This is a genomic window from Eubacterium sp. BIOML-A2, from assembly GCF_009680135.1.
GTDB classification, from domain to species: Bacteria; Bacillota; Clostridia; order Lachnospirales; family Lachnospiraceae; genus Faecalicatena; species Faecalicatena contortus_B.
In genome coordinates this window covers 49,699-72,187 of sequence record NZ_WKZK01000010.1, presented here as the reverse complement: position 1 = coordinate 72,187, position 22,489 = coordinate 49,699, and the positions used below count along the sequence as shown (strand labels likewise).

The 22,489-nt window shown below is 44.1% G+C and carries 24 protein-coding genes; 20 read left to right on the top strand and 4 right to left on the bottom strand.

Annotation, left to right across the window (positions count from 1 at the left end; genetic code table 11):
- Window positions 1–67: 67 nt before the first annotated feature.
- Entirely contained in the window at window positions 68–1,231 is a 1,164-nt protein-coding gene (locus GKG43_RS05930; protein ID WP_055151782.1) for a tyrosine-type recombinase/integrase, read from the bottom strand.
- A gap of 599 nt (window positions 1,232–1,830) precedes the next feature.
- Window positions 1,831–2,325: a helix-turn-helix transcriptional regulator gene (locus GKG43_RS05925; protein ID WP_173020081.1), complete on the bottom strand. Its 495-nt coding sequence runs from the start codon at window positions 2,323–2,325 to the stop codon at window positions 1,831–1,833.
- Window positions 2,326–2,470: 145 nt separating this feature from the next.
- Between GKG43_RS05925 and GKG43_RS05920 the strand changes: the two genes are divergently transcribed.
- The 14 genes from GKG43_RS05920 (at window position 2,471) to GKG43_RS05855 (ending at window position 15,431) form a co-directional block, all read left to right on the top strand.
- The gene (locus tag GKG43_RS05920) at window positions 2,471–2,665 is read left to right on the top strand and encodes a helix-turn-helix transcriptional regulator (protein WP_055151788.1); all 195 of its coding nucleotides are present in this window, start codon (window positions 2,471–2,473) and stop codon (window positions 2,663–2,665) included.
- A 75-nt stretch (window positions 2,666–2,740) separates the two neighbouring features.
- On the top strand, window positions 2,741–2,971 hold the full coding sequence (locus GKG43_RS05915) for a helix-turn-helix transcriptional regulator (RefSeq protein WP_055151791.1): 231 nt from the start codon (window positions 2,741–2,743) through the stop codon (window positions 2,969–2,971).
- Window positions 2,971–4,380 (top strand): phage/plasmid primase, P4 family, encoded by a 1,410-nt coding sequence (locus GKG43_RS05910; RefSeq protein WP_055151794.1) that lies wholly within the window; start codon window positions 2,971–2,973, stop codon window positions 4,378–4,380. Before GKG43_RS05915 ends, GKG43_RS05910 begins: the two co-directional genes overlap by 1 nt.
- Before the next feature lie 176 nt (window positions 4,381–4,556).
- Entirely contained in the window at window positions 4,557–4,784 is a 228-nt protein-coding gene (locus tag GKG43_RS05905; RefSeq protein ID WP_055151797.1) for a hypothetical protein, read from the top strand.
- A 112-nt stretch (window positions 4,785–4,896) separates the two neighbouring features.
- Window positions 4,897–5,070, top strand: coding sequence for a hypothetical protein (locus GKG43_RS05900; RefSeq protein WP_154253260.1), 174 nt, complete (start codon window positions 4,897–4,899; stop codon window positions 5,068–5,070).
- 183 nt (window positions 5,071–5,253) lie between these two features.
- Window positions 5,254–5,598 (top strand): hypothetical protein, encoded by a 345-nt coding sequence (locus tag GKG43_RS05895; RefSeq protein ID WP_055151800.1) that lies wholly within the window; start codon window positions 5,254–5,256, stop codon window positions 5,596–5,598.
- A 239-nt stretch (window positions 5,599–5,837) separates the two neighbouring features.
- Window positions 5,838–6,356, top strand: a complete 519-nt coding sequence (locus GKG43_RS05890; protein WP_055151803.1) for a hypothetical protein — start codon at window positions 5,838–5,840, stop codon at window positions 6,354–6,356.
- 6 nt (window positions 6,357–6,362) lie between these two features.
- Window positions 6,363–7,205 (top strand): hypothetical protein, encoded by an 843-nt coding sequence (locus GKG43_RS05885; protein WP_055151807.1) that lies wholly within the window; start codon window positions 6,363–6,365, stop codon window positions 7,203–7,205.
- A gap of 75 nt (window positions 7,206–7,280) precedes the next feature.
- Window positions 7,281–7,646, top strand: coding sequence for a hypothetical protein (locus GKG43_RS05880; RefSeq protein ID WP_055151810.1), 366 nt, complete (start codon window positions 7,281–7,283; stop codon window positions 7,644–7,646).
- Window positions 7,630–7,836 carry a hypothetical protein gene (locus tag GKG43_RS05875; RefSeq protein ID WP_087148797.1) on the top strand — a complete coding sequence of 69 codons (207 nt, stop codon included), beginning with the start codon at window positions 7,630–7,632 and terminating at the stop codon, window positions 7,834–7,836. The genes GKG43_RS05880 and GKG43_RS05875 overlap by 17 nt, the downstream gene beginning before the upstream one ends.
- Window positions 7,837–8,243: 407 nt before the next feature.
- Window positions 8,244–8,939 (top strand): response regulator transcription factor, encoded by a 696-nt coding sequence (locus GKG43_RS05870; protein WP_025653712.1) that lies wholly within the window; start codon window positions 8,244–8,246, stop codon window positions 8,937–8,939.
- Between the two features lie 11 nt (window positions 8,940–8,950).
- Complete coding sequence (locus tag GKG43_RS05865) at window positions 8,951–11,539, top strand: HAMP domain-containing sensor histidine kinase (protein WP_129878871.1); 2,589 nt, start codon at window positions 8,951–8,953, stop codon at window positions 11,537–11,539.
- Between the two features lie 217 nt (window positions 11,540–11,756).
- Window positions 11,757–12,908: an SAM-dependent methyltransferase gene (locus GKG43_RS05860; RefSeq protein ID WP_055151822.1), complete on the top strand. Its 1,152-nt coding sequence runs from the start codon at window positions 11,757–11,759 to the stop codon at window positions 12,906–12,908.
- Window positions 12,909–12,995: 87 nt separating this feature from the next.
- Entirely contained in the window at window positions 12,996–15,431 is a 2,436-nt protein-coding gene (locus GKG43_RS05855; protein ID WP_055151825.1) for a C39 family peptidase, read from the top strand.
- 97 nt (window positions 15,432–15,528) lie between these two features.
- Here the strand turns inward: GKG43_RS05855 and GKG43_RS05850 are convergent, their stop codons facing one another.
- A complete protein-coding gene (locus tag GKG43_RS05850; RefSeq protein WP_050639073.1) occupies window positions 15,529–16,026 on the bottom strand; it encodes a QueT transporter family protein in 498 nt (165 codons plus the stop codon).
- A gap of 449 nt (window positions 16,027–16,475) precedes the next feature.
- On the bottom strand, window positions 16,476–17,399 hold the full coding sequence (locus GKG43_RS05845) for a helix-turn-helix transcriptional regulator (protein WP_055151828.1): 924 nt from the start codon (window positions 17,397–17,399) through the stop codon (window positions 16,476–16,478).
- A 172-nt stretch (window positions 17,400–17,571) separates the two neighbouring features.
- Between GKG43_RS05845 and GKG43_RS05840 the strand changes: the two genes are divergently transcribed.
- The 6 genes from GKG43_RS05840 to GKG43_RS05815 all read left to right on the top strand — a co-directional run bounded on the left by GKG43_RS05840 (window position 17,572) and on the right by GKG43_RS05815 (window position 22,112).
- Window positions 17,572–17,775: a hypothetical protein gene (locus GKG43_RS05840; protein ID WP_055151830.1), complete on the top strand. Its 204-nt coding sequence runs from the start codon at window positions 17,572–17,574 to the stop codon at window positions 17,773–17,775.
- 3 nt (window positions 17,776–17,778) lie between these two features.
- Window positions 17,779–18,135 carry a hypothetical protein gene (locus tag GKG43_RS05835; RefSeq protein WP_055151833.1) on the top strand — a complete coding sequence of 119 codons (357 nt, stop codon included), beginning with the start codon at window positions 17,779–17,781 and terminating at the stop codon, window positions 18,133–18,135.
- 17 nt (window positions 18,136–18,152) lie between these two features.
- The gene (locus GKG43_RS05830; protein ID WP_055151836.1) at window positions 18,153–19,994 is read left to right on the top strand and encodes a bifunctional DNA primase/polymerase; all 1,842 of its coding nucleotides are present in this window, start codon (window positions 18,153–18,155) and stop codon (window positions 19,992–19,994) included.
- Between the two features lie 198 nt (window positions 19,995–20,192).
- The gene (locus tag GKG43_RS05825; RefSeq protein WP_129878870.1) at window positions 20,193–20,549 is read left to right on the top strand and encodes a hypothetical protein; all 357 of its coding nucleotides are present in this window, start codon (window positions 20,193–20,195) and stop codon (window positions 20,547–20,549) included.
- Window positions 20,518–20,868 (top strand): hypothetical protein, encoded by a 351-nt coding sequence (locus GKG43_RS05820; RefSeq protein ID WP_055151839.1) that lies wholly within the window; start codon window positions 20,518–20,520, stop codon window positions 20,866–20,868. The genes GKG43_RS05825 and GKG43_RS05820 overlap by 32 nt, the downstream gene beginning before the upstream one ends.
- A gap of 71 nt (window positions 20,869–20,939) precedes the next feature.
- Window positions 20,940–22,112 carry a sigma-70 family RNA polymerase sigma factor gene (locus GKG43_RS05815; RefSeq protein WP_242857543.1) on the top strand — a complete coding sequence of 391 codons (1,173 nt, stop codon included), beginning with the start codon at window positions 20,940–20,942 and terminating at the stop codon, window positions 22,110–22,112.
- Window positions 22,113–22,489 lie beyond the last annotated feature (377 nt).

The following is a 22,489-nucleotide window of genomic DNA, read 5'->3' as shown; positions in this document are numbered from 1 at the left end:
CAGCACTAATAAAATTCTAATAGAAGAGCCATGAGTACAGCGGGTAAGGCTGCATTCATGGCTTAAATTAAATTTTCTCAATGGCCTTTCGAAGCTGGTTGATATCCTTGTGGGCGTATACTTTTTCATTGATATCCTTTCCTGCGTGCCCCATAATTTTGTACCGGGCTACTCGGTTCACTTCCGCGTTATCCAGCAGGGTATTGCAGGTATGCCGGCAGTCGTGTGGGGTGTGAGGTTCGGTGATCCCACAATCCAGCAGCGCTTGATTGAACTGTTCCCTATAGTCTGCCTCAGATATATCTTTCGTTCCGTTGTGGTATATCAGGCTTTTGAACTTAGGGTCATACCTGGCTGCCACCATGTCGATAATTTTGGAATGTATTGGTACAGTCCGGTTACGGCTGTATTTGTTTTTCAATCCCCCGGTGAATGTCCGGTTAACCAGGTCGATATCTTTCAGCGGCATCCGGGCCAGTTCATTGAGCCGCCAGCCGGAGTAACAGTATATAAGGATGGTATCGACAAAAGGCCGATCCTTATTCTTCCAGAGGAGGGCAAGCTCATCCTCGGTAAATGGTACACCGGGTTCGGTATCATCCTCTTTGCCTATCTGAACAAATTCTGAGAGGTTCTTTGCCACGATCCCAAACTGCAGCGCGTACTTATACATCTGGCTAAACAGGTTTTTTATATGCTCCAGCGTGGAATGGGATAAGTCTTCCCTGTCCAGAATCTTCTGCAGCTCTGTGGTCTGTAATTTGGACATTACGCGGTCGTGCAGGTCTTCGCAGTGCTTAAATGCTGCCACGCTGCAATACTGGGAGCTGGTCTTTTTGCCCTTTGCGTCTACGGGCTTCTTGAACTTCCACTTGTACCAGTCCTCAAACACTTCTTTAAAAGTTTTCTGGCGGTTCGCTGGGTCGTAAGGGTCCTTATTGTATTCAGCCAGGGCGATGTCTGCAGATATCTGATCCGGGAAGTTTCCCAGAACATCATAAATCGGATAGCCCCGATCATCGATCCGGGTATTGACCCGTACCTGGTACCGGTTCTTTTTCTTGCCCTTTATGGGGACAATGGTGCCTGTGCCGTTTGGACGGCGTTTTCCGGCACGTTTGGGCTTCCGGGCAGGAATTGGTTGATCCTGCAATGGAAAGCCGCAATGCGGGCAGAATAACGCCTTGTCAGATATGTTCCCGGTGCATTCCGGGCATGTTATCAGTGCCATCTATATTCTCCTTCCATTCATCCACGGTGCGGGTGTGGGCTTTGGAATGGCTGGAAGATATATTGACAGAATCCGTAATATTGACTATAATATACTTACTAAGACAGTCGAGAAGATAGCTCAAACCTATCCGCCTCGGCGAGAACTTAAAAGTTAACTATCAGAGATAGCCGCCTAATTCTTTACCAGAGAGCAGGGCGGCTATTTTCTGTCTTTGTCATTTCTGACTAATGTGATAATAGCGCATATCATAATCACGAAAGTAAATAAATCACTATATGTAATCATGTATATCATCCCCTTCCTAAGACTCAAAGCGGATGATATGGCCGCCCTCTCGGCTGCCTTAATAAGTATATTATTGTCAATGTGCTTTCGTTGAACCAGTGAATTCAGGTACGGGTTGGACTGGGGAATCTTCCCTTGTCCTGCGTCGAAAAATCGACGGTGGTGCTAAAATTTTAGCGGCTTTGTACACTGGCATAAGGCGTACAAAAATGTACGGCTTTGTACACTGGCATAAGGCGTAGAAAAATCTACGGCTTCGTACACTGGCATAAGGTGCCGAAATTTCGGCTACTAAAAAATTAGTAAGCTCTCTATTCTTTGTCTTTCTGATATTCAGGGATCTTGGTCAGGAGTTCTACTTGTTCTATGGCTTTGTTTTGTCCGGAGTCGTTGAGTTTCATACCGAGTTTATCCATTTTATTTATAAAATCAAGTTCCTTCTCTTCCTGTTCTCGTTCCGTTATTGATTCGGGTGTTTGTTTGCGAACTGGTATAACAATTTTACCATCTGTAATACAACTCATAGCATCATTATATTGCCTTTTGTTAAATGATTCATTTTCTGCGTATTTAGGATTGGACACAGTATCAACAAAACAGTGAAAATAAGGTTCTCCATTCTGTGCGTAAGTATATCCGATACCAAGGACTTCCGATATCTTAGCAAGTGTCTCTTTCTTTGGCTTTCTTACTCCTCTTTCGTACTGCGCATAATTTTGTGGCGTTGTTTTCAATCTTGTAGCCATGTCTTGTTGTGTAAGTCTTGCTTTTTTCCTTGCTTCTTTTAAACGGTTTCCAAAGCTCATATTGTTCACCTTCCTTCGATGTAAGAATAACATATCAGAACAAAAAACACAATCAAAAAGATTTTTTATCATTGACAAACAAATCATAATGATTTATTATTAAAACGAACCAATCAATTTGATTTGCAAAAGTGGGGTGAGAAAAATGAGAATCGACAGACAGAAATACATGATAGCCAGGGCACGGGCTTGCATGGGTCAGAAGGAGCTTGAAGCTGCTGGCATCCCAAAAGGGACTCTGTGCAGGGCGATGAGAGACGATTTAAGACCCGAGACTGTCGGCAAAATTGCGAAGGCTCTCGGCGTAGACGTAACTGAAATCATTGAGACTGAAAACTAACACACGGTGCGGGTGTGGGCTTTGGAATGATTGGAAGGTTTTAGCCTGATATCAGGCAGAAAGGAGTGAATCAGGATGGTATGTGCAAAAGTACAGGTTATTATAGGGGCGATGGCAAAAAGCTGCCTGACCCCGCAGGAAATAGCCGATAAGGCGGGGGTAAGCGTCAATATAGTCTATCGGATGCGAAGGGGCTATATGGTCAAGCTGGAGCGATTTGGACGGGTCTGCAAGGCACTGGAGATTGATCCAGATGCAGTAATAGATTATGACAGGCTGGAGACGGGAAAGGCAGCGGGTGAATAATGATAGGCATCGAGGAACTAGACAAGCTGCAGCCGTCAAGATATCCAAGGAACGACATAGGGGCCAGTACATTATTTTGTAATATATACAAAGAGAATCTCTTATATGTTATAGAGCGGAAGTCATTCTTTGTGTATGACGGGAAAGTGTGGCGGCACGACATAGACTCACTGCAGACACATGCGCTCGCAAAAGAGTTTGCGACATCGGCGGCAAATTACTTCAATAGTAAAGAACATGAAAATGAGGATTCAGCCAAATTCTATGCGAAATATTTCTCTTACGAAAAGCGGTGTAAGCTGATAAGAGACGCTATGAGCGTGAATCCCAAGCCGTTCAGTATATTTGATAAACAGCCGTATTTGTTTAACTGCCAAAATTGTACAGTGAATCTTACCACAGGAGCGGCGAATCCACATGATCCATATGATTATCTTACAAAGATTTCAAATGTGTGGTATGACCCGGAAGAGAGCGGCGAAGAGTTCCAGAAATTTATTTCGGACATCATGCAAGACAATTCGGAGCTGATCGAGTATTTAAAGAGGGCGCTGGGTTATTCCTTGTCAGCAGCAACATTTCAGGAATGCTTCTTTATTACTTACGGTGAATCGACCAGGAATGGGAAAGGTACCCTCAATAGCACCATGCAGAATATGATGGGGGATTATGCTAAATCGGCATCCTATGAAACGTTTGAAAGTAAGAAGTACAAGAGCGGAGGCGGCGGGACAAGTGAGGATATCGCAAGGCTTGCAGGGGCGCGTTATGTGTCTGTATCTGAACCACAAGAAGGAATGACGCTCGATAGCGCACTTATAAAGATGCTCTCAGGTAACGATACGATTACGGCAAGGAATTTGTATGAGAAGAGTTTTGAGTTTGTGGCATCGTTTAAAATCTGGATAAACACCAATCACTTACCGAATATTTCAGACGATACAGTGTTCAAGAGCGGACGTGTACAATTGATTCCGTTCAATCGGCACTTCGGTGAGGACGAACAGGACAAAGGATTGAAAGCCAGGCTAACCAAAAGGGAAAATATAAGCGGTGCATTTAATTGGTGCATGGAAGGTTTTCAGCTCATGGCAACGGAGGGCGGTCTTAAAGTTCCGGAAGTTATCAGGCAGGAGATAGAAGCATACAGGGCGAAAAGTGACAGAATAGGAATGTTCCTGGAGGACTGTTATAAAAAAGCATTTGATCCGATGCACAGAGAAAAGATGTCTGAGGTATATAAGATTTATAAATGGTGGCTGGCAGACAATGGATATAAGGGTCAGTTGAGTAAGAAGAAGTTTAAACAAGAACTTGAGAAAAAGACTGGCGTAGAGTCCTATGGCGGGCAAGATGTTATGATCGGATTTGAACGCTCAGACATTGTCCCAGATACGATGTTCTACTGATATCCTTTTGGAAATTGGGAAAATTTGATTTTTTTCTAAAACTTTTTAATTTTGATTTCCATGTAAAAGTTTTAAAAAAAGTCCAAAAAATCCAAAAACCCAAACATGAAACAAAATAGTTTCCTGCGTTGATTGCTTGAACAGCAGTTTTGAGCAGCATTTGAAAGGAGAATGAAATGAAAAAAGAGTTTGAGAAAATTGTTAATGAGTTTTTAGAGCTTCCAGATGGAAGTGAATGTGAATTTAAAGAAGTATCGGATATGATTCCTATAGGTGCGCTTATATGCAAACGACTTGACCGTATAGCAACCGCTCTGGAAGGAATAGACAGCAAACTTGGAAAGTGCGTAGGAAAAGAAGGGACGTTCTTCATCTGTGGCGATGTGACAACTTATGAAGGGTAACAATGAAAACAGCCCCATAGATACGCCAATATCCACGGGGCGGCACAGCCGGAGCCATGCAGAAAGGACACTTACATAATAGCATGTGATCCGGGGAAAGGACAAGGAAATTATGAGGAAATTAAGGGAAGAAATTATACAGATGGTTGCTGAACTGATTGTAGAATGTCGGAAACTGTCAAAGAGTGAGTTCCAGCAGTGGAAAAACGAAGTTATGAGAGAGACAACGGCCACTGCAAAACCGTTCATAGAAAGAGTAATCATGGTGGTTGAGGATAGTTCATAAAAGTATTCGCCTTCCGGGGGACGGTGCGCCAACACCTGAACCCGGCGGCGGGATGTTAAGGCTGAGCGGAGGAACGTGGAATGAATGAGGAGAGAGAACAAAGGCTATATGACATAATGGATAACTACGGAGTGGATCAGGATACGGCAGAGTTGCTCCTGCTGGATGAAGAGGAGGAAGAGCGTGAGTAAAATTGAGGATATTATTCGTTTATGCATCGAAGTAAACACAACAGATGAGCTGGAGTATATGTTGGCTGAGGAATGTTGGACAGAGGGTGTGAAGAGGATTTTCAGAGATGAAATAAGCGAAGGAGACGAATACATGAGCGTAAAGATTAAAGTGTCCTATACGGACGATAAGGAGCTTTCAGAGGTATTAAAGCGGTTGCATCCAGTCAAGAGGGTAAGGCCGCAGCCAGCAAAAGGGAGGTTCAAAAGAGCGTATATTGACATCAAACAAGGTGGTTTATCTGCTGATTTGGTTAACGAAAACTGGTGGCAGACGGCGGAAAATAAGGAAAAATGATTGCATACCTACCCTATATGTGATAGAATAAATATAACAATATATCGAAGTACCGCACTGGTGTTTCTCCTACCAGTGTAAGCCTGAGGGCGTGGGAATAGCTTATGGACAGAAATGTCTTAAAGCCGTTCCTGCGTCCTCTTTTGATGTGTTGTTACTCCGGTTTTGAACTGCGTGCGGCATCACGGTATAAACTGCGAAAATTATAGCCGGCGGGCTTAAAACGGAAAGGAGCCAATATGGGCGAAGAATTATTGAATCAGGGTACAGAAGGTATTGAAGGTGCAGGGGCTTCCACTGCAGAAGATCAGGAAGGTGCGCAGGGCAATCAAGAAGGGCAACATAGTGAGCCTGAGAAAAAATACACAGATGCGGATGTTGACCGAATTATTGCGAAGAAGATCGCCGCTGAGCGTCAGAGGATGCAGAAGCTGTTCACGGAAGAACAGCAGGTAAGCGAATTAGAAACAAGAGAAAGGGAAGTGCTTAAAAGGGAGCTGAAAGCGGATGCAATGGATGCACTAATTGCGGATGGAATGCCTTCCTCATTGGCTACACTGATGGACTATAGTAGTAAGGAAGACTTTGAGAAAAGCTATGCAGAGGTGACAGACGTTTTCCGTAGGGCCCTTGGAGCTGAATTTAAGAGGCAGTTGGCTGGGCCTGCCCCACGGGTTGGAATCAATGATTCAAGTTCTAAAGGGGCCATGAAGGAACGGGCGATAAAAAATGCTTTTGCACCTAAAGCACTAAGGTAGAAATAAATGGCAATTAATTTAGTTACACAGTTTCTTCCACATGTGGATGAAATGTTTTACACAGAGAGTAAAAAGTCACTCCTGACAAACCAGGATTTTTCATGGACAGGAGCGCACACAGTGAAAGTACATAAAGTAAACACTGTGAGCATGAATGATTACGATAGGGCCGGATCAGGAAGCAATGATTCAAGATACGGGGCACTCGGCAGCGTAGGCAATACGCTTGAAGAGTTTACATTGAAGAAAGACCGTTCCTTTACATTCGTAGTTGATAAAATGGACAGAGACGAAACAGGCGGTGTATTGACGGGAGCGTCGGCCCTTGCAAGACAGCAGAGAGAAGTTATTATTCCGGAGGTTGACAAATATGTCTACGGAGTCATGACTGCCGGAGCAGGAACAAAGCCTACGGCAATCACGCTGACAAAAGATAATATCTATGATGAAATCCTGAAAGGGAATAACGCGCTTGACAACGCGGAAGTTCCAGAGACTGAACGCGTGCTTCTGATTACCCCGGATGTGTATTTGCTGATGAAGAAGAGTCCTGACATTATGATGGTAACGGACATCAGCGAAGAGATGCGGCTGAGGGGCGTAATTGCCATGATTGATGGGATTACGGTCATTAAGGTGCCATCTAACAGGGTGGATGCCAATTTCGGGTTTATGATTGCTCACCCGGTGGCAACAGTTGCCCCTACGAAGCTTGAGGATTACAAAGTACATAGTGATCCACCAGGAATCAGCGGAGAACTTGTGGAAGGGCGCATTGTTTATGATGCGTTCGTACTGGATAACAAGAAGAAAGCTATCTATTATCAGGCTAACAAGCCTGCGGCGTAGACAGTAATCAATAATTGATAAGGATACCCTGGGCGTTTTCTCCTTGCGTCTGGGGTATTTTTGAAGGAAAATTGCATGAATAAATTAGATAAAATGTATAAGAAAGCGCTGCACGACATGAAGGGCAGGGAACAAAGAGAATGGTTTATAAAGGTCAGTTCAAAAGCCGTTCCTGCTTATTTTGACATAGTATCGTACTACTATAACCGCGGCATGGAATGCCCTGATCTGAATACTGAGGGAGGGCAAATGGCTGTAAAGAACTTATTGGAAAGTCTGGATTTCAAAGAAGAGTATCCTAAATGTGAGGCTACTTTTGACATTCTCATGAAATGGTGGGACAAGCCGGCAGTGCAGGACAATAAGGCAAGGTACAGCCCGGAAGCAATAGCTGATCTTGATAGGCTTTTTGGGGGTGAACAATATGAGTATCCGACTTAGAATGGGGACTCCAACAGAGATAAAAAGGACGCTTGCCAGGGTGGCGAATATGGCCTTAAATGGCGAGATTGATACCAAGACGGCAAATACTATCATACTGGCCTGTAATGCGATTCTGGGGGCAATCAGGACGGATGAGCAGCAGAAGAAAATTGACGAATTGGAGGTGTTGCTGAGTGGGATTAAATAGAAACCATGAAGGATATCATGATCCTACGGCCTGTGAAGCTGTCAGGCGTTCACGCAAGCCACGGAAGAAACAACCGCACCTGTGGTATCTGATCGGTGAGGTTGAATCCTTACGGAACACAATTGAGGGTGAACGTGGGACTGTGAGGAATAGACAGAATTGCACTAGTAAAACGACACTAGTAAAACCCTAAAAAACGGCACTAATAAAATACTAGTAGAACATTAGAATCTCATATTTATAAAACGTCAAATTACTAGAAATCCCACAAAACCGCCCTTCCTGCTTCATGATGCTATCTTTATATTTTATAAGATTCTTATCAATTTAAGAAAAATATAAGATTTTCCCCAATGGGTCTTAAAAAATCACAGATATCATGTATACTGTAAGGGAGGTGATGAAAAATGTATAATATTTTAGTTTGTGATGATGATAAGGAAATCGTAGAAGCAATCGAGATATATTTATCCCAGGAAGGCTATCATGTACTGAAAGCCTATGACGGGGCAGAGGCATTGAAGATGCTTGAATCGCAGGAAGTGCATCTGCTTGTACTGGACGTCATGATGCCCAGGCTGGACGGAATCAGAGCCACCCTTAAAATTCGAGAGAACAACAGCATCCCGATTATTATCCTGTCCGCAAAATCTGAGGACGCGGATAAGATTCTGGGACTGAACGTCGGCGCTGACGATTATGTAACAAAACCATTTAATCCATTGGAACTGGTAGCGAGGGTCAAATCTCAACTGCGCAGATATACCCAGCTCGGAGGCAGTGTTAAGGAAAAGTCCGAGCGGGTGTATGAGGTTGGCGGCCTTGCTATTAATGATGATCTGAAAGAAGTTACCGTGGACGGAGAGGTTGTGAAGCTGACACCGATCGAGTATAACATTTTATTATTATTAATGAAAAATCAGGGGAGAGTTTTTTCTATAGACCAGATTTATGAATCGATCTGGAATGAAGATGCAATCGGAGCTGACAATACGGTTGCCGTGCATATCCGGCATATTCGGGAAAAGATTGAGATCAACCCGAAGGAGCCCAGATACCTGAAGGTCGTCTGGGGAGTCGGCTATAAGATAGAAAAACTCTAGGAAGGAGCGCTATGAAAAACTGGTATAAAAAGCCGGTGACGAAAGGGATTCTGCTGCTGCTTGCCCACCTTACGGTAGTTACAGCTGTTCTTGGCATGGTAATCATGCTGGCTTTTTCCGGAAGCAGAGGGAGCGATAGTTTCCTGAAGTCTGCGAGCAAGCCATATGAAGAATCCGCGAGTTTTAAGAATTTAGTATCCAGTGCCACATGGGATGTCATGGAAGGCATTGCTATGAAAAATAATTTTGAGACAGACGGCAAATATAATCCCGAAAAGTTGGTTGATATTATAAACTTTGCGAAGAACGGAGTGATTGACGGGGAGAATGAAAGCGGTCTGGCATACACTCTGGAGGACCTCGTGAACTGGAGCAGCGAGTACACGGAGGAAGGGGCCAGCTACGATGACAATGGTGTGGTTGTCTGCGAGAAGCCGGACGGAACTTATCATTATTATTATATAGGGGAGTTTAAGGCTCTGATTGAGGATAATAAACTGAGGCTGGAAGTCGAAGGAATCACATCTGAAGATTTTATGAAACAGCTGGAAAACGGATATTATACATCGGGTTATTATAATAGTATGGCAATTAAGAATACCGATGGTATCACAGTGTATACGGACTGCTGGACATTCAGCGAGGCACTGAGGGAGAAGTATACGCCGGCAGGGGCTGCGAATATTTTAGAGGTAGTAAATAAGTCGCCGGAGCTCAATGGGAAACTTTCCCGGGTATACGGCTATCTGCAGAACATTCTGAGTACGCTGTCATCCCAGGTTGACAGATACCTTTATTCAGGTGATACATGGGAAGAAGGGAACACGAATTTCATTTACATGTTTGTAGATGAAAGTGCGAAAAAAGTATATACAAATAACAGCCATCTCCGGGATTACGATTCTGTAAAAGAGAATCTGGAACAGATGAAGGCCGGCGGCAGCAATAAGTATTTGATTGTGAGGCCGAAACTGGCAGAGTTTGAAACAAATATGGATATTTCCGCCAACGAATGGCGTTCTATGGTGAAGTCCTACAATTACAGACAGAAGGCAGACTGCATTTTTGCGGCGGCTGTGGATACAAACTTTCCGATACAGGACGCATTTTATGCGGATGCACAGGATTATAATACCTATGCGCCTTATATGAGTTTGGCGGCGGTAGGAAGCACAATCTGCTCCATCTTATTCCTTGCAATCCTGATATGGATGACACTGATTGCGGGAAGGAGCGGACATGACGGAGAAGTCCACCTGAATCTGTTTGACAGGTGGAAGACGGAACTGGGTGCGGCGTTTGTTATCCTGTTATGGCTGATACCTGTCACCTTTTTAGGAAGCATGTGGGGCGGTGTCGGATCACTTTCTAACACATCGGTTTATCCGGATGGCAGCTATTCGTGGGAATTATTTACGGAGATGGCATACAGAGGGTATGGCAGCTATTTAAGTTTATCTGATCTAATATTAACGGGTATACTTACGGCATTCACTACGGCGTGTTTCCTGTTTGGTTACCTGAGCCTTGTGCGCAGAATTAAGGCAGGGACGGTCTGGAAGAACAGCCTGCTGAGGAGCGTTTGTCTGTTTTTAAAAGAGTTCTGGCTGAACCGTAATGTCACATTCCGGGCAGTATTCTCATTGGGGGTCTTTGTGGTAATACACTGGCTGGCAATTGGGGTAAGAGGTTTTTCCGGCTTCTTTATTCTTATGCTGCTGGCAGAGGCGGCCGCCGTATTTTTGGTAGTAAGAGGGGCTGTTTCCAAGAGCAGGATAAAAAGAGGAATCCGGGAGATTGCATCAGGCAACGTGGATTATCAGATCCCGCTGGACCGCCTTAACGGCGGGGACTTGAAGATGGCCGAGATGGTGAATAATATCGGCAACGGCTTGCAGCGGGCCGTGGAAGAGGGCATGAAGAGTGAGCGTCTGAAGACAGATCTGATCACAAATGTGTCCCATGATATTAAGACCCCGCTGACATCCATCATCAACTATGTGGATCTGTTAAAACGGGAGAATTTTAATGACCCGAAGATAAAGGGCTATCTGGATATACTGGAGGCAAAGGCGCAGCGTCTGAAAACACTAACGGAAGACGTTGTGGAAGCATCCAAAGTGAGCAGCGGGAATATTGTTTTGGAATTTATGGACGTCAATCTGGTGGAGATGATCAATCAGACTGCCGGGGAGTTTGCAGAAAAATTCGCGGCAAAGGACCTGGAAATGATTCAAAACCTGCCGGACGGGCCGGCAATGATTCACGTGGATGGAAGGCGGATGTGGCGTGTACTGGAGAATATCTATAACAATGCCGCCAAGTATGCAATGCCCGGAACGCGTGTATATGCGGATCTGTGGGTGACGGAGGAGAATGTAGGCTTCTCTCTGAAGAATATTTCCGAACAGCCTCTGAATATCTCTGCGGATGAACTAACCGAACGTTTTATCAGAGGTGATATCTCAAGAAGCACGGAAGGCAGCGGACTGGGCCTGTCAATTGCAAAGAGCCTGACAACAATGCAGGAAGGAGATTTCAGACTTTATCTGGACGGCGATTTGTTTAAAGTAACGATAGAGTTTCCTCGGGTGAAGTAAAGCGGGGAAGTGTTCAAAGGGGTCAGACCCTACTGCAAAGGGGTCTGACCCCTTTGCGTTCCTTTTTCAGAATATTCTCATTTTTTCTAATATGTTTAGGCTTTTTGAGGATACTGATATTATAAAGTGTACCCAATCAGGAAGTGTTTCTTGCACCATCCGGTGTTTTGCTTTACAATTAGGTAGGAACGAATGATGGTTGATTGAAGAGGTGCTTATGGAATCTTTACAGGATTTACTGGTTGATATTTTAAATATAGATTTTATTCAGGGGATTCTTAGTAATCCCCGTACGAAGGATGGGGTGCTGAAGATTAAGGTGCGGCCGGTGGAAAAGAAGGGAAGCCTTTATTTTCAATTTGAATCTTTCACGGCGACGCAGGCATTTCATGAAAATCTGACGGCGGAGGATGCGGGCAGGCGGATTGTGGAGTATATGGGAGCGTTCCGGCAGCTGCAGATGACGACGAGGTCAATGAATTATACGGTTCTTGTGAGCAAGAAGGGGAAACTTACGATTCAGAGGAAGAGGCAGGCTGCGGAGGTGAAGGCACCGGAATTATCACATAACAGAAGTAAGAAGTATATTGTTCAGGAGGGGACGGTGGTTCCGTTTCTTCAGGATCTGGGGGTGATGACCGGTGATGGGAGTGTTGTCAGAGCCCGGTTTGATAAGTTTCGGCAGATTAACCGTTTTCTGGAGTTTATTGAGGATATTCTGCCTCAGCTTGACCGGGGGCGTGAGCTTACTATTCTGGATTTTGGCTGCGGAAAGTCTTATCTGACGTTTGCGATGTATCATTACCTGCACGAAATGCAGCAGTATGATATACGCATCATCGGCCTTGACCTGAAGCGGGATGTGATTGAGAACTGCAATCGGCTGGCGGAAAAGTACGGTTATGATAAACTGCAATTTCTGGAGGGGGATATTGCGGATTATGAAGGCGTACAGTCTGTGGATATGGTGGTAACGCTCCATGCCTGTGATACGGCGACGGATTATGCGCTGGCCAAAGCCATTGGCTGGAACGCAAAGGTGATTCTTTCAGTCCCCTGTTGTCAGCACGAATTGAATGGGCAGATGGAAAACAGGGAGCTGGCTCCGGTCATGGATTATGGACTTTTAAAGGAACGGTTTGCCGCTCTGGTGACAGACGGGCTGCGGGCAAAGTATCTGGAGGCTTTCGGATATGCCACACAGGTCTTGGAATTTATCGATATGGAGCACACGCCGAAGAATATACTGCTGCGTGCGGTGAAAACCGGTAAAAACAGTACTGCTGCAGAAGAAAAAATCAAGGAATGTGAGACATTGCTTCATGTGAATCCGATACTGGGAAGGCTGCTGCATCCGGATGTGGAATGAGAATGGGAGTTGGGATAATCTTGTTGCTGTGCACGCCCGCAGAGTGTGAACAGTAACATAATCTTTTTTAATAAAGGGGACTGACAAATGAAAAAAAAGAGGTGGATAAAAGCGGGCATTCTGGCGGGCGTGTTTCTTATCGCAATTGTCATAAGCAGTCTGCTGACAAACAGAGGGACGGCCGATTTGACGGTTGACTTGGGTGAGCCTTCTTTGCCGCGGATATCTTTTACGGTACAGGGCAAAAATGTAAATGCGCTGGCCGGTTATGTCAATGAAATGGATATTACCGCTATGCGGGATACGATAACTCCGCTGGAAGAAAACGGAACGCTTCAGATGGCAGTAGATACGGATGGCAATGTAATACAGGAAATTCATTATGAGGTATACTCACTGGACGGGGAAGAGATTTATAAAAAGGGTGAGATTAAGGATCTGTCAGACACTGCAATACAGCTGGATCTGAATGGTGCTCTGGCGGAAGAGATATCGGAAGCTGTTCTAAAGGTCACACTAAAGGTGGAAAAGCAAAACATTTATTTCTATACAAGAATTGAGCGTCCGGATGATCTTGCTGTCGGAGAATGCCTGAATTTTGCAGAAGATTTTCATACCAAGACATTTGACAAAAAAAATGCGTCCGATCTCAGCACATATCTTGAGCCCAACGAAGAAGGAGATAATACGACCTTTCAGACGGTAACAATTCACTCCAGCAGTTCGCAGCTGACATGGGGAAACCTGGCCCCCGAGATTTCCAGTGACGTAGAATGGAGCATCAAGGAGAGCAACAGTGTATATACCTCTCTTCTGGCGAAGTATCAGGTAACATGTGTGGGGGATGGGGAAGAGGTCGAAACATACAATATCAAGGAATTCTTTCGGGTGAGATACAGTGGAGATGAATTATATTTGCTGGATTACAACCGAAGTATGAACCAGGTATTTAATGGCAATAAAAAAGTTTTAAACGAAAATGGTATCCTGCTTGGTATAGCCTCATCTAATGTGCCGTACGAGACGAACAAAAATGGCACAATCGTTTCTTTTGTACAGGAAAGGGACCTTTGGACATACAACCAGGATGCGGATGAGCTCTCATTGGTGTTCAGCTTTGCAAATAAAGAAGGACATGACGTTCGCAGCAGGTATGATCAGCATGAAGTACGGATCATCAGTGTGGACGACAACGGCAGTACGGCATTTGCAGTTTATGGATATATGAACAGGGGAGAGCACGAGGGGGAAGTCGGTGTTGACGTGTATTATTTTGACATCGACAAAAATGCGGTGGAGGAAAAGGCATTTATTCCAAGCAACAAATCTTTTGCCATTGCAGAAGACGAGCTGGGGAAGATGGTGTACTACAGTCATGAGCGGCAGATGCTCTATGTACTTGCTGGCGGAAAGCTGTACCAGGTAGATCTGGATAATAATAAGCAGGAAGTCCTTGCAGAGGATCTGGCGGAGGGGCAGTACACTGCATCCGATGACGGACACATGCTGGCTTATCAGACGAATGGGTCATTGGAAGAAGCTACGGAGATCAGAGTGCTCAATCTGAAAAACGGAAAGGAAAATATTGTGGAGGCAAAAGACGGAGAAACGATCCGTCCGCTCGGATTTGTGTCCAGCGACTTTATATATGGATATCAGAGGCCGGCAGATAAAGGCAGAACGGTTGCCGGGGAGGATTTGCTTCCTATGTATGCGCTGGAGATCCGGGACAGTAAAAATAAAGTTGTAAAAACCTATTCTGTGGAAGAAACGTATATTTCCGATATCTTTGTTGAAGAAAACCTGGTGACGCTGAATCGGGTCACAAAATCAGGAGACACATATACGGGAACGAAACAGGACTATATCAGCAATAATGAAGTAAGAAAAGAGAGCAATATCACACTGGAATCTTATACCACAGATTTAAAAGAAAAGCAGATGAGGCTCACATATGCGGATGGAATTGAAGACCAGTCACCGAAGATTCTGAGGCCGAAGCAGGTCATGTTGGATGAAGCAGTGAGAATTGCCTTTGACGGGAAAGTAAAAGCAGATAAATATTATGTATATGGCATGGGAGAGCTGATTGAAATTTACGACAAGGCGGCGTATGCAATTCAAAAGGCGGAACAGGTATCGGGCGTAGTGATATCTTCGGATCAGTCATATATCTGGGAAAAGGGCAACCGGGATCTGGTATACTACACAGAAGCACAGGCATTTAAGCGGGCCGATGATCAATCCTCTTTTGATGCTTGCGAGGAACAGATGAAGCAGTATCATGCAAAAAGGGTGAATCTGACGGGGTGTTCTTTGGATCAGGTGCTCTACGTTATTAATAAAGGCCTTCCTGTAATCTCAATGACAGATTCCAGCCACGCCATTCTTCTGACTGGATACAGTACGACGGATGTCACGTATATTGATCCGGACAGCGGGGAGGAGAATACCGTCAGCGTAAATGATATGGAGACAATGACGGCGGGAAGCGGCAATACATTTATAGGATATGTGAAGTAAACAAAAATGTAATATTAGAAGTAGAAAAAGGACCATTTTCCGGAAAATATATCTCCGAAGATGGTCCTTTGCAGATTTAAAAATAACACGCTTTATATTACGCTGTTCTGAAAATTGTGTGCCGATACTTGTTCAGTGCGGTATATACGATCATTCCAAGGACTCCGCAGGATATGACTTCCCCGATGCCTACGGTCAGCATCATAAAAGGAATCGGGAGCGGTACCTGGTATCCGTAGCGAAGGACAAACGGTACGATCAGTACATTAGCAAGAATGGGAGGCAGGGGGGCAAGAAATCTGCTTTTGCGGCGCAGCTGCCATGTAAAGACGGCGCCAATCAAAGTGGCAAGACTGCCAAAAATAATGTCCGGCAGAATACAGCCTCCAAAGATGTTGCTGATCAGGCATCCGATAAACAACCCGGGGATGGCAGCAGGGGTAAACACCGGAAGAATTGTCAGGGCTTCGGAAATACGAACCTGCACCTCTCCATAACTGAACGGCGCAAACACAATGGTCAGCACCACATAGATCGCAGCGATCATCGCTGCCTGTGCTGTGAACAGCACTTTTTTGCTCTGTGAATCTTTCATTATTAAATTCTCCTTTAGTTTTGTTTTACGAGTGGAAGGTCTCGAACACTCGGTTTGATTCAGCCCATAAGACCTTATTTTTCAGGGCTGGGAACGATTAGTAGTATAGCATGGGGGAAAGCTGAAATCAAGAAAAGTACAAAAAAAGTACAAAATTGGAATATGCAGCAGGAAGTTTTTAAAATAAGTGCCGGGTAGTCGCTTTTGAGGCGCCCGGCATGTATTATGAAAAAGTTTATTTGATTTTGGTATGTTTATAGAGTGTTATGAAGCCTCATTTTGCGGACTTTTTCATGATTTCTGTTTATCAGGTGTTACCTCTGATTATAGAATTGTGGTGTATGCACTTTTCAAAATAGTTCGAAGTAAGTCTGAAAATGAATAGGGTTTAAGTGGTGCATAGAAAATAGATACTTAATAAAAAGCTGTATTATAAAGAGAGAAGTGTATTATTTCTTCTGCTCATTCTCCATGTATCTTCTGGCTTCTTCATATTGTTCATCTATGGACATTTTTATAGCTTTTTTGAGTGGTATTTTATTTAAATATTGGCGGAATTCTTCCTCCAATTTCATAAGTGGATCATCAGCGGGAACTTTTTTAATTTGAATTTCTTTATCGGCAAACATTCTAATTGCTTCAACGAAACCTTCTTGTTTGGCTTGATTGTATTCGGTTTCGGGTGAGTTTTCCAATAGCGATTTTATTCGCTCTAATTCGGTCTGAATATCATCTTCACAATCCAAGTATTTGTCATAGTCCGTGCGTAAAAGAATGCGTGATGTCTCCAGTTTTCTGATACAATCATTAACTGCTTCTAGTAATTCTTCTATTTCACTACTTAGCATGGGACGTAGTTGGTAAGCCTCTTTATTTATATTTACAATCATATTATATAATAAATCAGAGATTAATCTTGATATATAATTGATTTCGTAAGAATTTATCAAAGGCTTGTAATGTGTAGCATATATTATATCGGCTATTTTTTTTGTATTAGGGTGCGAAAGTATAGCATCTACAAAGTTATTTATATGACTATCGGCTAAAAGATCAAGAGCCTCTTCTGAAAAATAGTCGTAAAGACTTTCATGATTTTTTCTCTTATCTTTATAACCTGTTCCAAATAAATAATCTAGAGAAACATTATATTTGTTTGCCGTATTTACAGCAATATCTATATTTGGACATCGTTCATTTCTTTCATACATACTAAGAGTATTCCTTGTTATGCCGATTAACTTAGCCGACTGTGCTTGGGTAAGGTGCCGCTCATTTCGCAATTCTATTAATTTTTCCCCAAAAGATTTAACAGTATATGACACATTAGCGTGCTTCTCTAAATTTTTTGAGCCTTTTTTTGTTACATCCATAGTCTTATCCTCCATACTGATATTTTTGAAGATCAAATTTGTTGCATTGGTAAATATATGGTAACAAAATATTGCAAATATAAAAATGTTACTTTATAATTGCTATTGTAACAAATGATTGCAATGATTACAAGCGTTGTATAAATAATGATAAACGGAAAGAGAGGTAGTTATGAAAAACAGAACGGTAACAGCAGTGGTAGGAGAATCACGATTGATGGACACAGAGGAATTAAGAGCCTACACCAACTTGGGGCGTAATAATGCCATGAAACTTGGTGAGGAGATTGGCGCAAAAGTCCAGATTGGACGCAGGGTACTATGGGACAGGCGAAAGATTGACGAGTATTTCAATTCACTGACGGGGGTAAAATAGGGAATGCAAAAAAATAAGCATAACAGAGTACATATAGGGAATCGGCCCGGCAAGGCAGATTATCCAATAGCAAGTCTCCTGCCTGTAGGCAAGGAAAACGCAATATCCACTGCTGATCTAGTCAAGCTGAGTGGATGCAGTTCCTCACGGAAACTACAGCAGCATATAGCCTATGAAAGGAACCACGGTGCAATTATCTGCAGTGGTTCAGGGAATGGCTACTGGAAACCAAAGGACAGGCAGGAGATAGTAGAGTTTTGCCGAATAATGGATGCAAGGGCAAGAAACACATTTGCGGCAACGAGAAGTGCTAAACAGGCACTAAAAGAACCAGAGGGGCAGCAGGATTTTATAAGATAACAAGGGGCGGGTGAATAATGGCAGAGGCAATGAAGGATTGGGCTTTAAAGTATGCTGAAATCGGGCTGGCAGTGTTCCCGTTGAAGCCAAAGGATAAGCGACCGGCAACAGAGAATGGATGTAAGGCAGCTACTATAAATAAACAACAGATAGAAGCATGGTGGGACAGATACCCGGATTATAATATCGGAATAGCAACAGGGAGCGTTTCAGGTGGCTTGGTGGTGATTGACTTGGATGTGGACGAGGAAAAGGGCGTTAATGGATATGAGAGTCTGACAGCCTGGCAGAAGGAAAACGGAGAATTGCCGGAAACCTGGACAAGCATCACTGGTCGCGGAGGATATCACTACATATATAAAGATGGAGCCACCAACCGAAACAGAGCAGGACTTTATGATGGCGTTGACATCCGGGGAGAAGGTGGCTACATAGTAGCACCACCCAGCATACACCCAAATGGTCGTCAGTATGAATGGGAGCAGGGGCCGGGGGATTGTGAAATCGCCCAGGCAGACAATAGAGTTATGAACTTCATTATGGGGCCTGCACCAGAGGACTGGGAGAAACAGACTTTCCAGGAGCCGGAAGTGATACCAAAGGGGGAGAGGACAAACAGTATGATCCGGCTGATTGGGAGCCTAAAGGCAAAGGGCCTTGATGATGGAGCCATAAAGGCAGCAGTTAGGGCCGAAAATGCAAAGAAGTGTATCCCGCCGATCACGGATCAGGAACTTGAGAAGACAGTATTCCCGGCGTTGAAACGGGGATGGAAAACTGAGAAACCTTATACTGCGATACATGATAATGGAAAATTCCGGCAGCAGAAAAACTATAGTCTTGAAATGTTAACGATGAAAGAGGTTGAAGAAAAAAGTCCTGAGTGGCTTATTACAGACTACATACCAAGATATCAGATCACAACGCTTGCCGGGGATGGGGGCGCAGGAAAGACAACTATATGGTGCGACATAGCGGCAGCGGTTAGTAGTGGGAATCCTTGTTTTCTTGAGGCCGGAATCCCGGAAGACTTTTCCAAGGCAGATCCGGGAACAGTTCTTTTCTTTTCATCAGAAGATTCGGCAGAGTATACGTTGCGTAGCAGGCTGAGAAAGGCTGGAGCCGCATTGGAGAATATACATTCCATCAGCCTGAAAGATGAACGGTTTTCTGATGTAAAGTTCGATAGCCCGTTTCTTGAAAGACTGATTGAACATTATCGTCCAAAGCTGGTAATATTTGATCCGATTCAAAGTTTTATACCGCCAGACATCCAGATGGGACAAAGAAATGCCATGAGATCATGCTTGAATCCTTTGATTGGTTTGGGCGAAAAATACGGGACTACTTTCCTTGTGATTGTTCATGCAAATAAACAGAGCGGTGTTTATGGTCGGAAAAGGATAGCAGACAGCGCTGATATCTGGGATATATCCAGAAGTGTATTAATGGTGGGAGATACTCCGGAAAAGGGTGTTCGCTATCTGTCACATGAGAAGTGTAATTATGGCATGACGGGTGATACGGTACTTTTCTCCATTGAAAATGGCAGTATTATAAACAAAGGCTATACAGAGAAGAAAGACCGGGAGTTTGTAAGCGAGAATTCATTTATTGTCCAGCAGAGGCCGCAAAAGGAAGAGGCGAAAGAGTTTATATTGTCATTCCTGAGTGATGGTGAAAAAGAGGTTGCGGAACTGGATGAGATGGCAGCGGCGCAAAGTATAACCAAGAATTCATTAAAAAATGCCAAAGCCGAATTAAGGAAAGAAGGTAAGATAAAATACCGTAATTTTGGCTATGGGAGTGACCGTAAATATTTCATTTCTCTTATACCCAGTGAAAAAGTCAACGAGTAAATAAAAAACATAGTATTTATAAGGGTTTGAGATACTAGAGGGGGGTCAACGAGTAAAGCGAGTAAAGGCTATTTACTGGAGGGGGGCCTCTAGTAAATGGAGCCCTTGTAAACAGGGCGTTTGCCCTTTACTGGTTGACCGGTGGCCCGGGTATATGAGAATCAACGAGTAAGGAGAGGAGCCAACGAGTAAGTGAGCGTGAACATATTAGCAGATTTTAAGGAGAATGGTATTGATAAAAATGAGCCACATATTGTGCTGTATACAGATAATGAGTATGAGGCAGGCATGATTATAAAGGCGAAACTGGAGGAGAGAGGCTGTAAGGTTGAATCTCTGATTGTGGTTGAAGGAAAATGGACGCTGGTGCAACTTCATGATATGGCTAATTATGGTACTGGAATAGAAAAGGTACATCCCCGGCTGTTGTATGTGTCTGGCGACATGTTGCAGTATCTGAACGGATTAAGAAACAGGCCGGAAGAAGTGGCACAACTAAAAAATGAAATCAGGAGAAGGGCAAATGGACAGAAAGGAAACAGGGAAGCGCAGTAGGAATAAAGGTAAAGCAGGAGAACGCGAGCTGGCAGGAGTATTAAGGGATTATGGATATGATTGCAGGAGAGGGCAGCAGTTTTGCGGCAGCAATGGGGACGCTGATGTCGTTGGTCTTCCTGGAATACATATCGAGTGTAAGCGGACGGAGCGGTTAAGCCTGTATGATGCAATGGGACAGGCTGAAAGGGATTCACGTAGAGAAGAGATACCAGTAGTTATGCATCGTAGAAACCATTGTGAATGGCTTGCGATCCTTCCTCTTGATAACTTCATGGAGATTTACAGAGAGTGGGAGGCAGGCCAGATGCAAAAATAAAAGAGCTTGCCACAAAGGACAAGCCCACAGCCTTAAAAACCTAACATTTATTGTAAAGGAGTGGGCTGTATATGTCAAATGAACACCGGGTGAACCCCGGCAATTTTCAAAACGAACTACGGAGGAACAACGGGGAATTTCAAAATAAGCAAAGAGGAAGCAGTGAGAACTTTCCAGTTGAACCATTGGTGAACAACACAAAATTACAGGTTGAACCGAGAGCGAACCGTGAAAAATTTTCTGAAATGACTGGGAGGGGCGGTCTGAAAAGTTCCGATAAAATTCATCAGACCGCATGCCCTCCAATCCTCACACAAAATTCCGAATACGAACAAAAAAGTGGTACATCTGCGGAGACGATGGAAGATCCCCTTTTCCGATCCAATGAGCAGTTAGTCGCGTTGATCCGGGCCAGTATAGATGAAGCTGACAATATGCTGCAGCTATGGCAGCAGAACCAGCGGTTTGTAAAAATGATGGCTGTGAAGTTTACGTGCCGTGCTGAATTAGATGATCTTATGCAGGAGGGATATATTGCTTTGTGTGAAGCTGTCCGACACTATGACCCGGAGAAGGGAGTTGTATTTATCACTTATGCTGCGTTCTGGATCAGACAAGGTATGCAACGATATATTGAGAATTGTGGTAATGTGGTGCGTATTCCTACACATGCCCGGGAATGGATGCACAAATATAAGAGGATGGAAGCAGAGTACCGGAAATATTACGGCACCACTCCAACGGATCAGGTATTGTGTGCGCTCCTGGGGATCAGCCAGGAGAAACTAAAGTCCATCAGAGAAAGTATAGGAATGGGGCAGATTTGTAGCCTGAATGAACCTTTAGGGGATGAAGAAGGCGAACTGACTGTAGAGGACTCTGTTGGATCAGGTGAGGAGCTGGAAGGGGATATAATCGGCCGGCTGGACTACCAAGGCATGAAGAAACAGCTCTGGGAAGCGGTGGACAGCCTGCCAGGGATTCAATCGGATGTAATACGCTGCCGGTTCCTGGATAGCAAAACTCTACAGGAAATAGGAGAGAAGTATAATCTTTCACGGGAGGTAGCACGGAGTTATCAGGACAAAGCTATGCGGGAATTAAGAAAGCCCAGCAGGAGCCGGAAGTTCAGAGGGTACTATGAAGAATATATTGCGGCTGCATCAATTCATCATATAGGGCTTGAATCTTTCCGGCGTACATGGACAAGTGAGGTTGAGAGGGATGCCATTGGAATATGGTGACGTTCCGAACGTTCGGAAACCGACGAATGCGAACGGTATTTATTTGTTGGGATCTGGCAGCAGGCTACATTGTGCTGAATCCCCCCTAAAATAAAATGCAGGAAAGCCTATAGTAGACCGGTTGTGGGGATTCAGATAATGCACGGGCCGCATATATGGGGGTGTGGTATTGAAGACAAAGAGAAGCCCCCCGACCCTTCCAGCACCGATTTAAACGTGATAGGAACCGGAGTGGGTAACTGTTTCCAATGGTGCAGCACTCTGAAAATATTTTTTCCATCTCAATCTAAGAATAAACTCGAATACTATTTGAAGTGTTGCAATAATAGATTGGGGACAGGATCAAGACATTCGAGATCCCCTAAAAGGGACGTTGC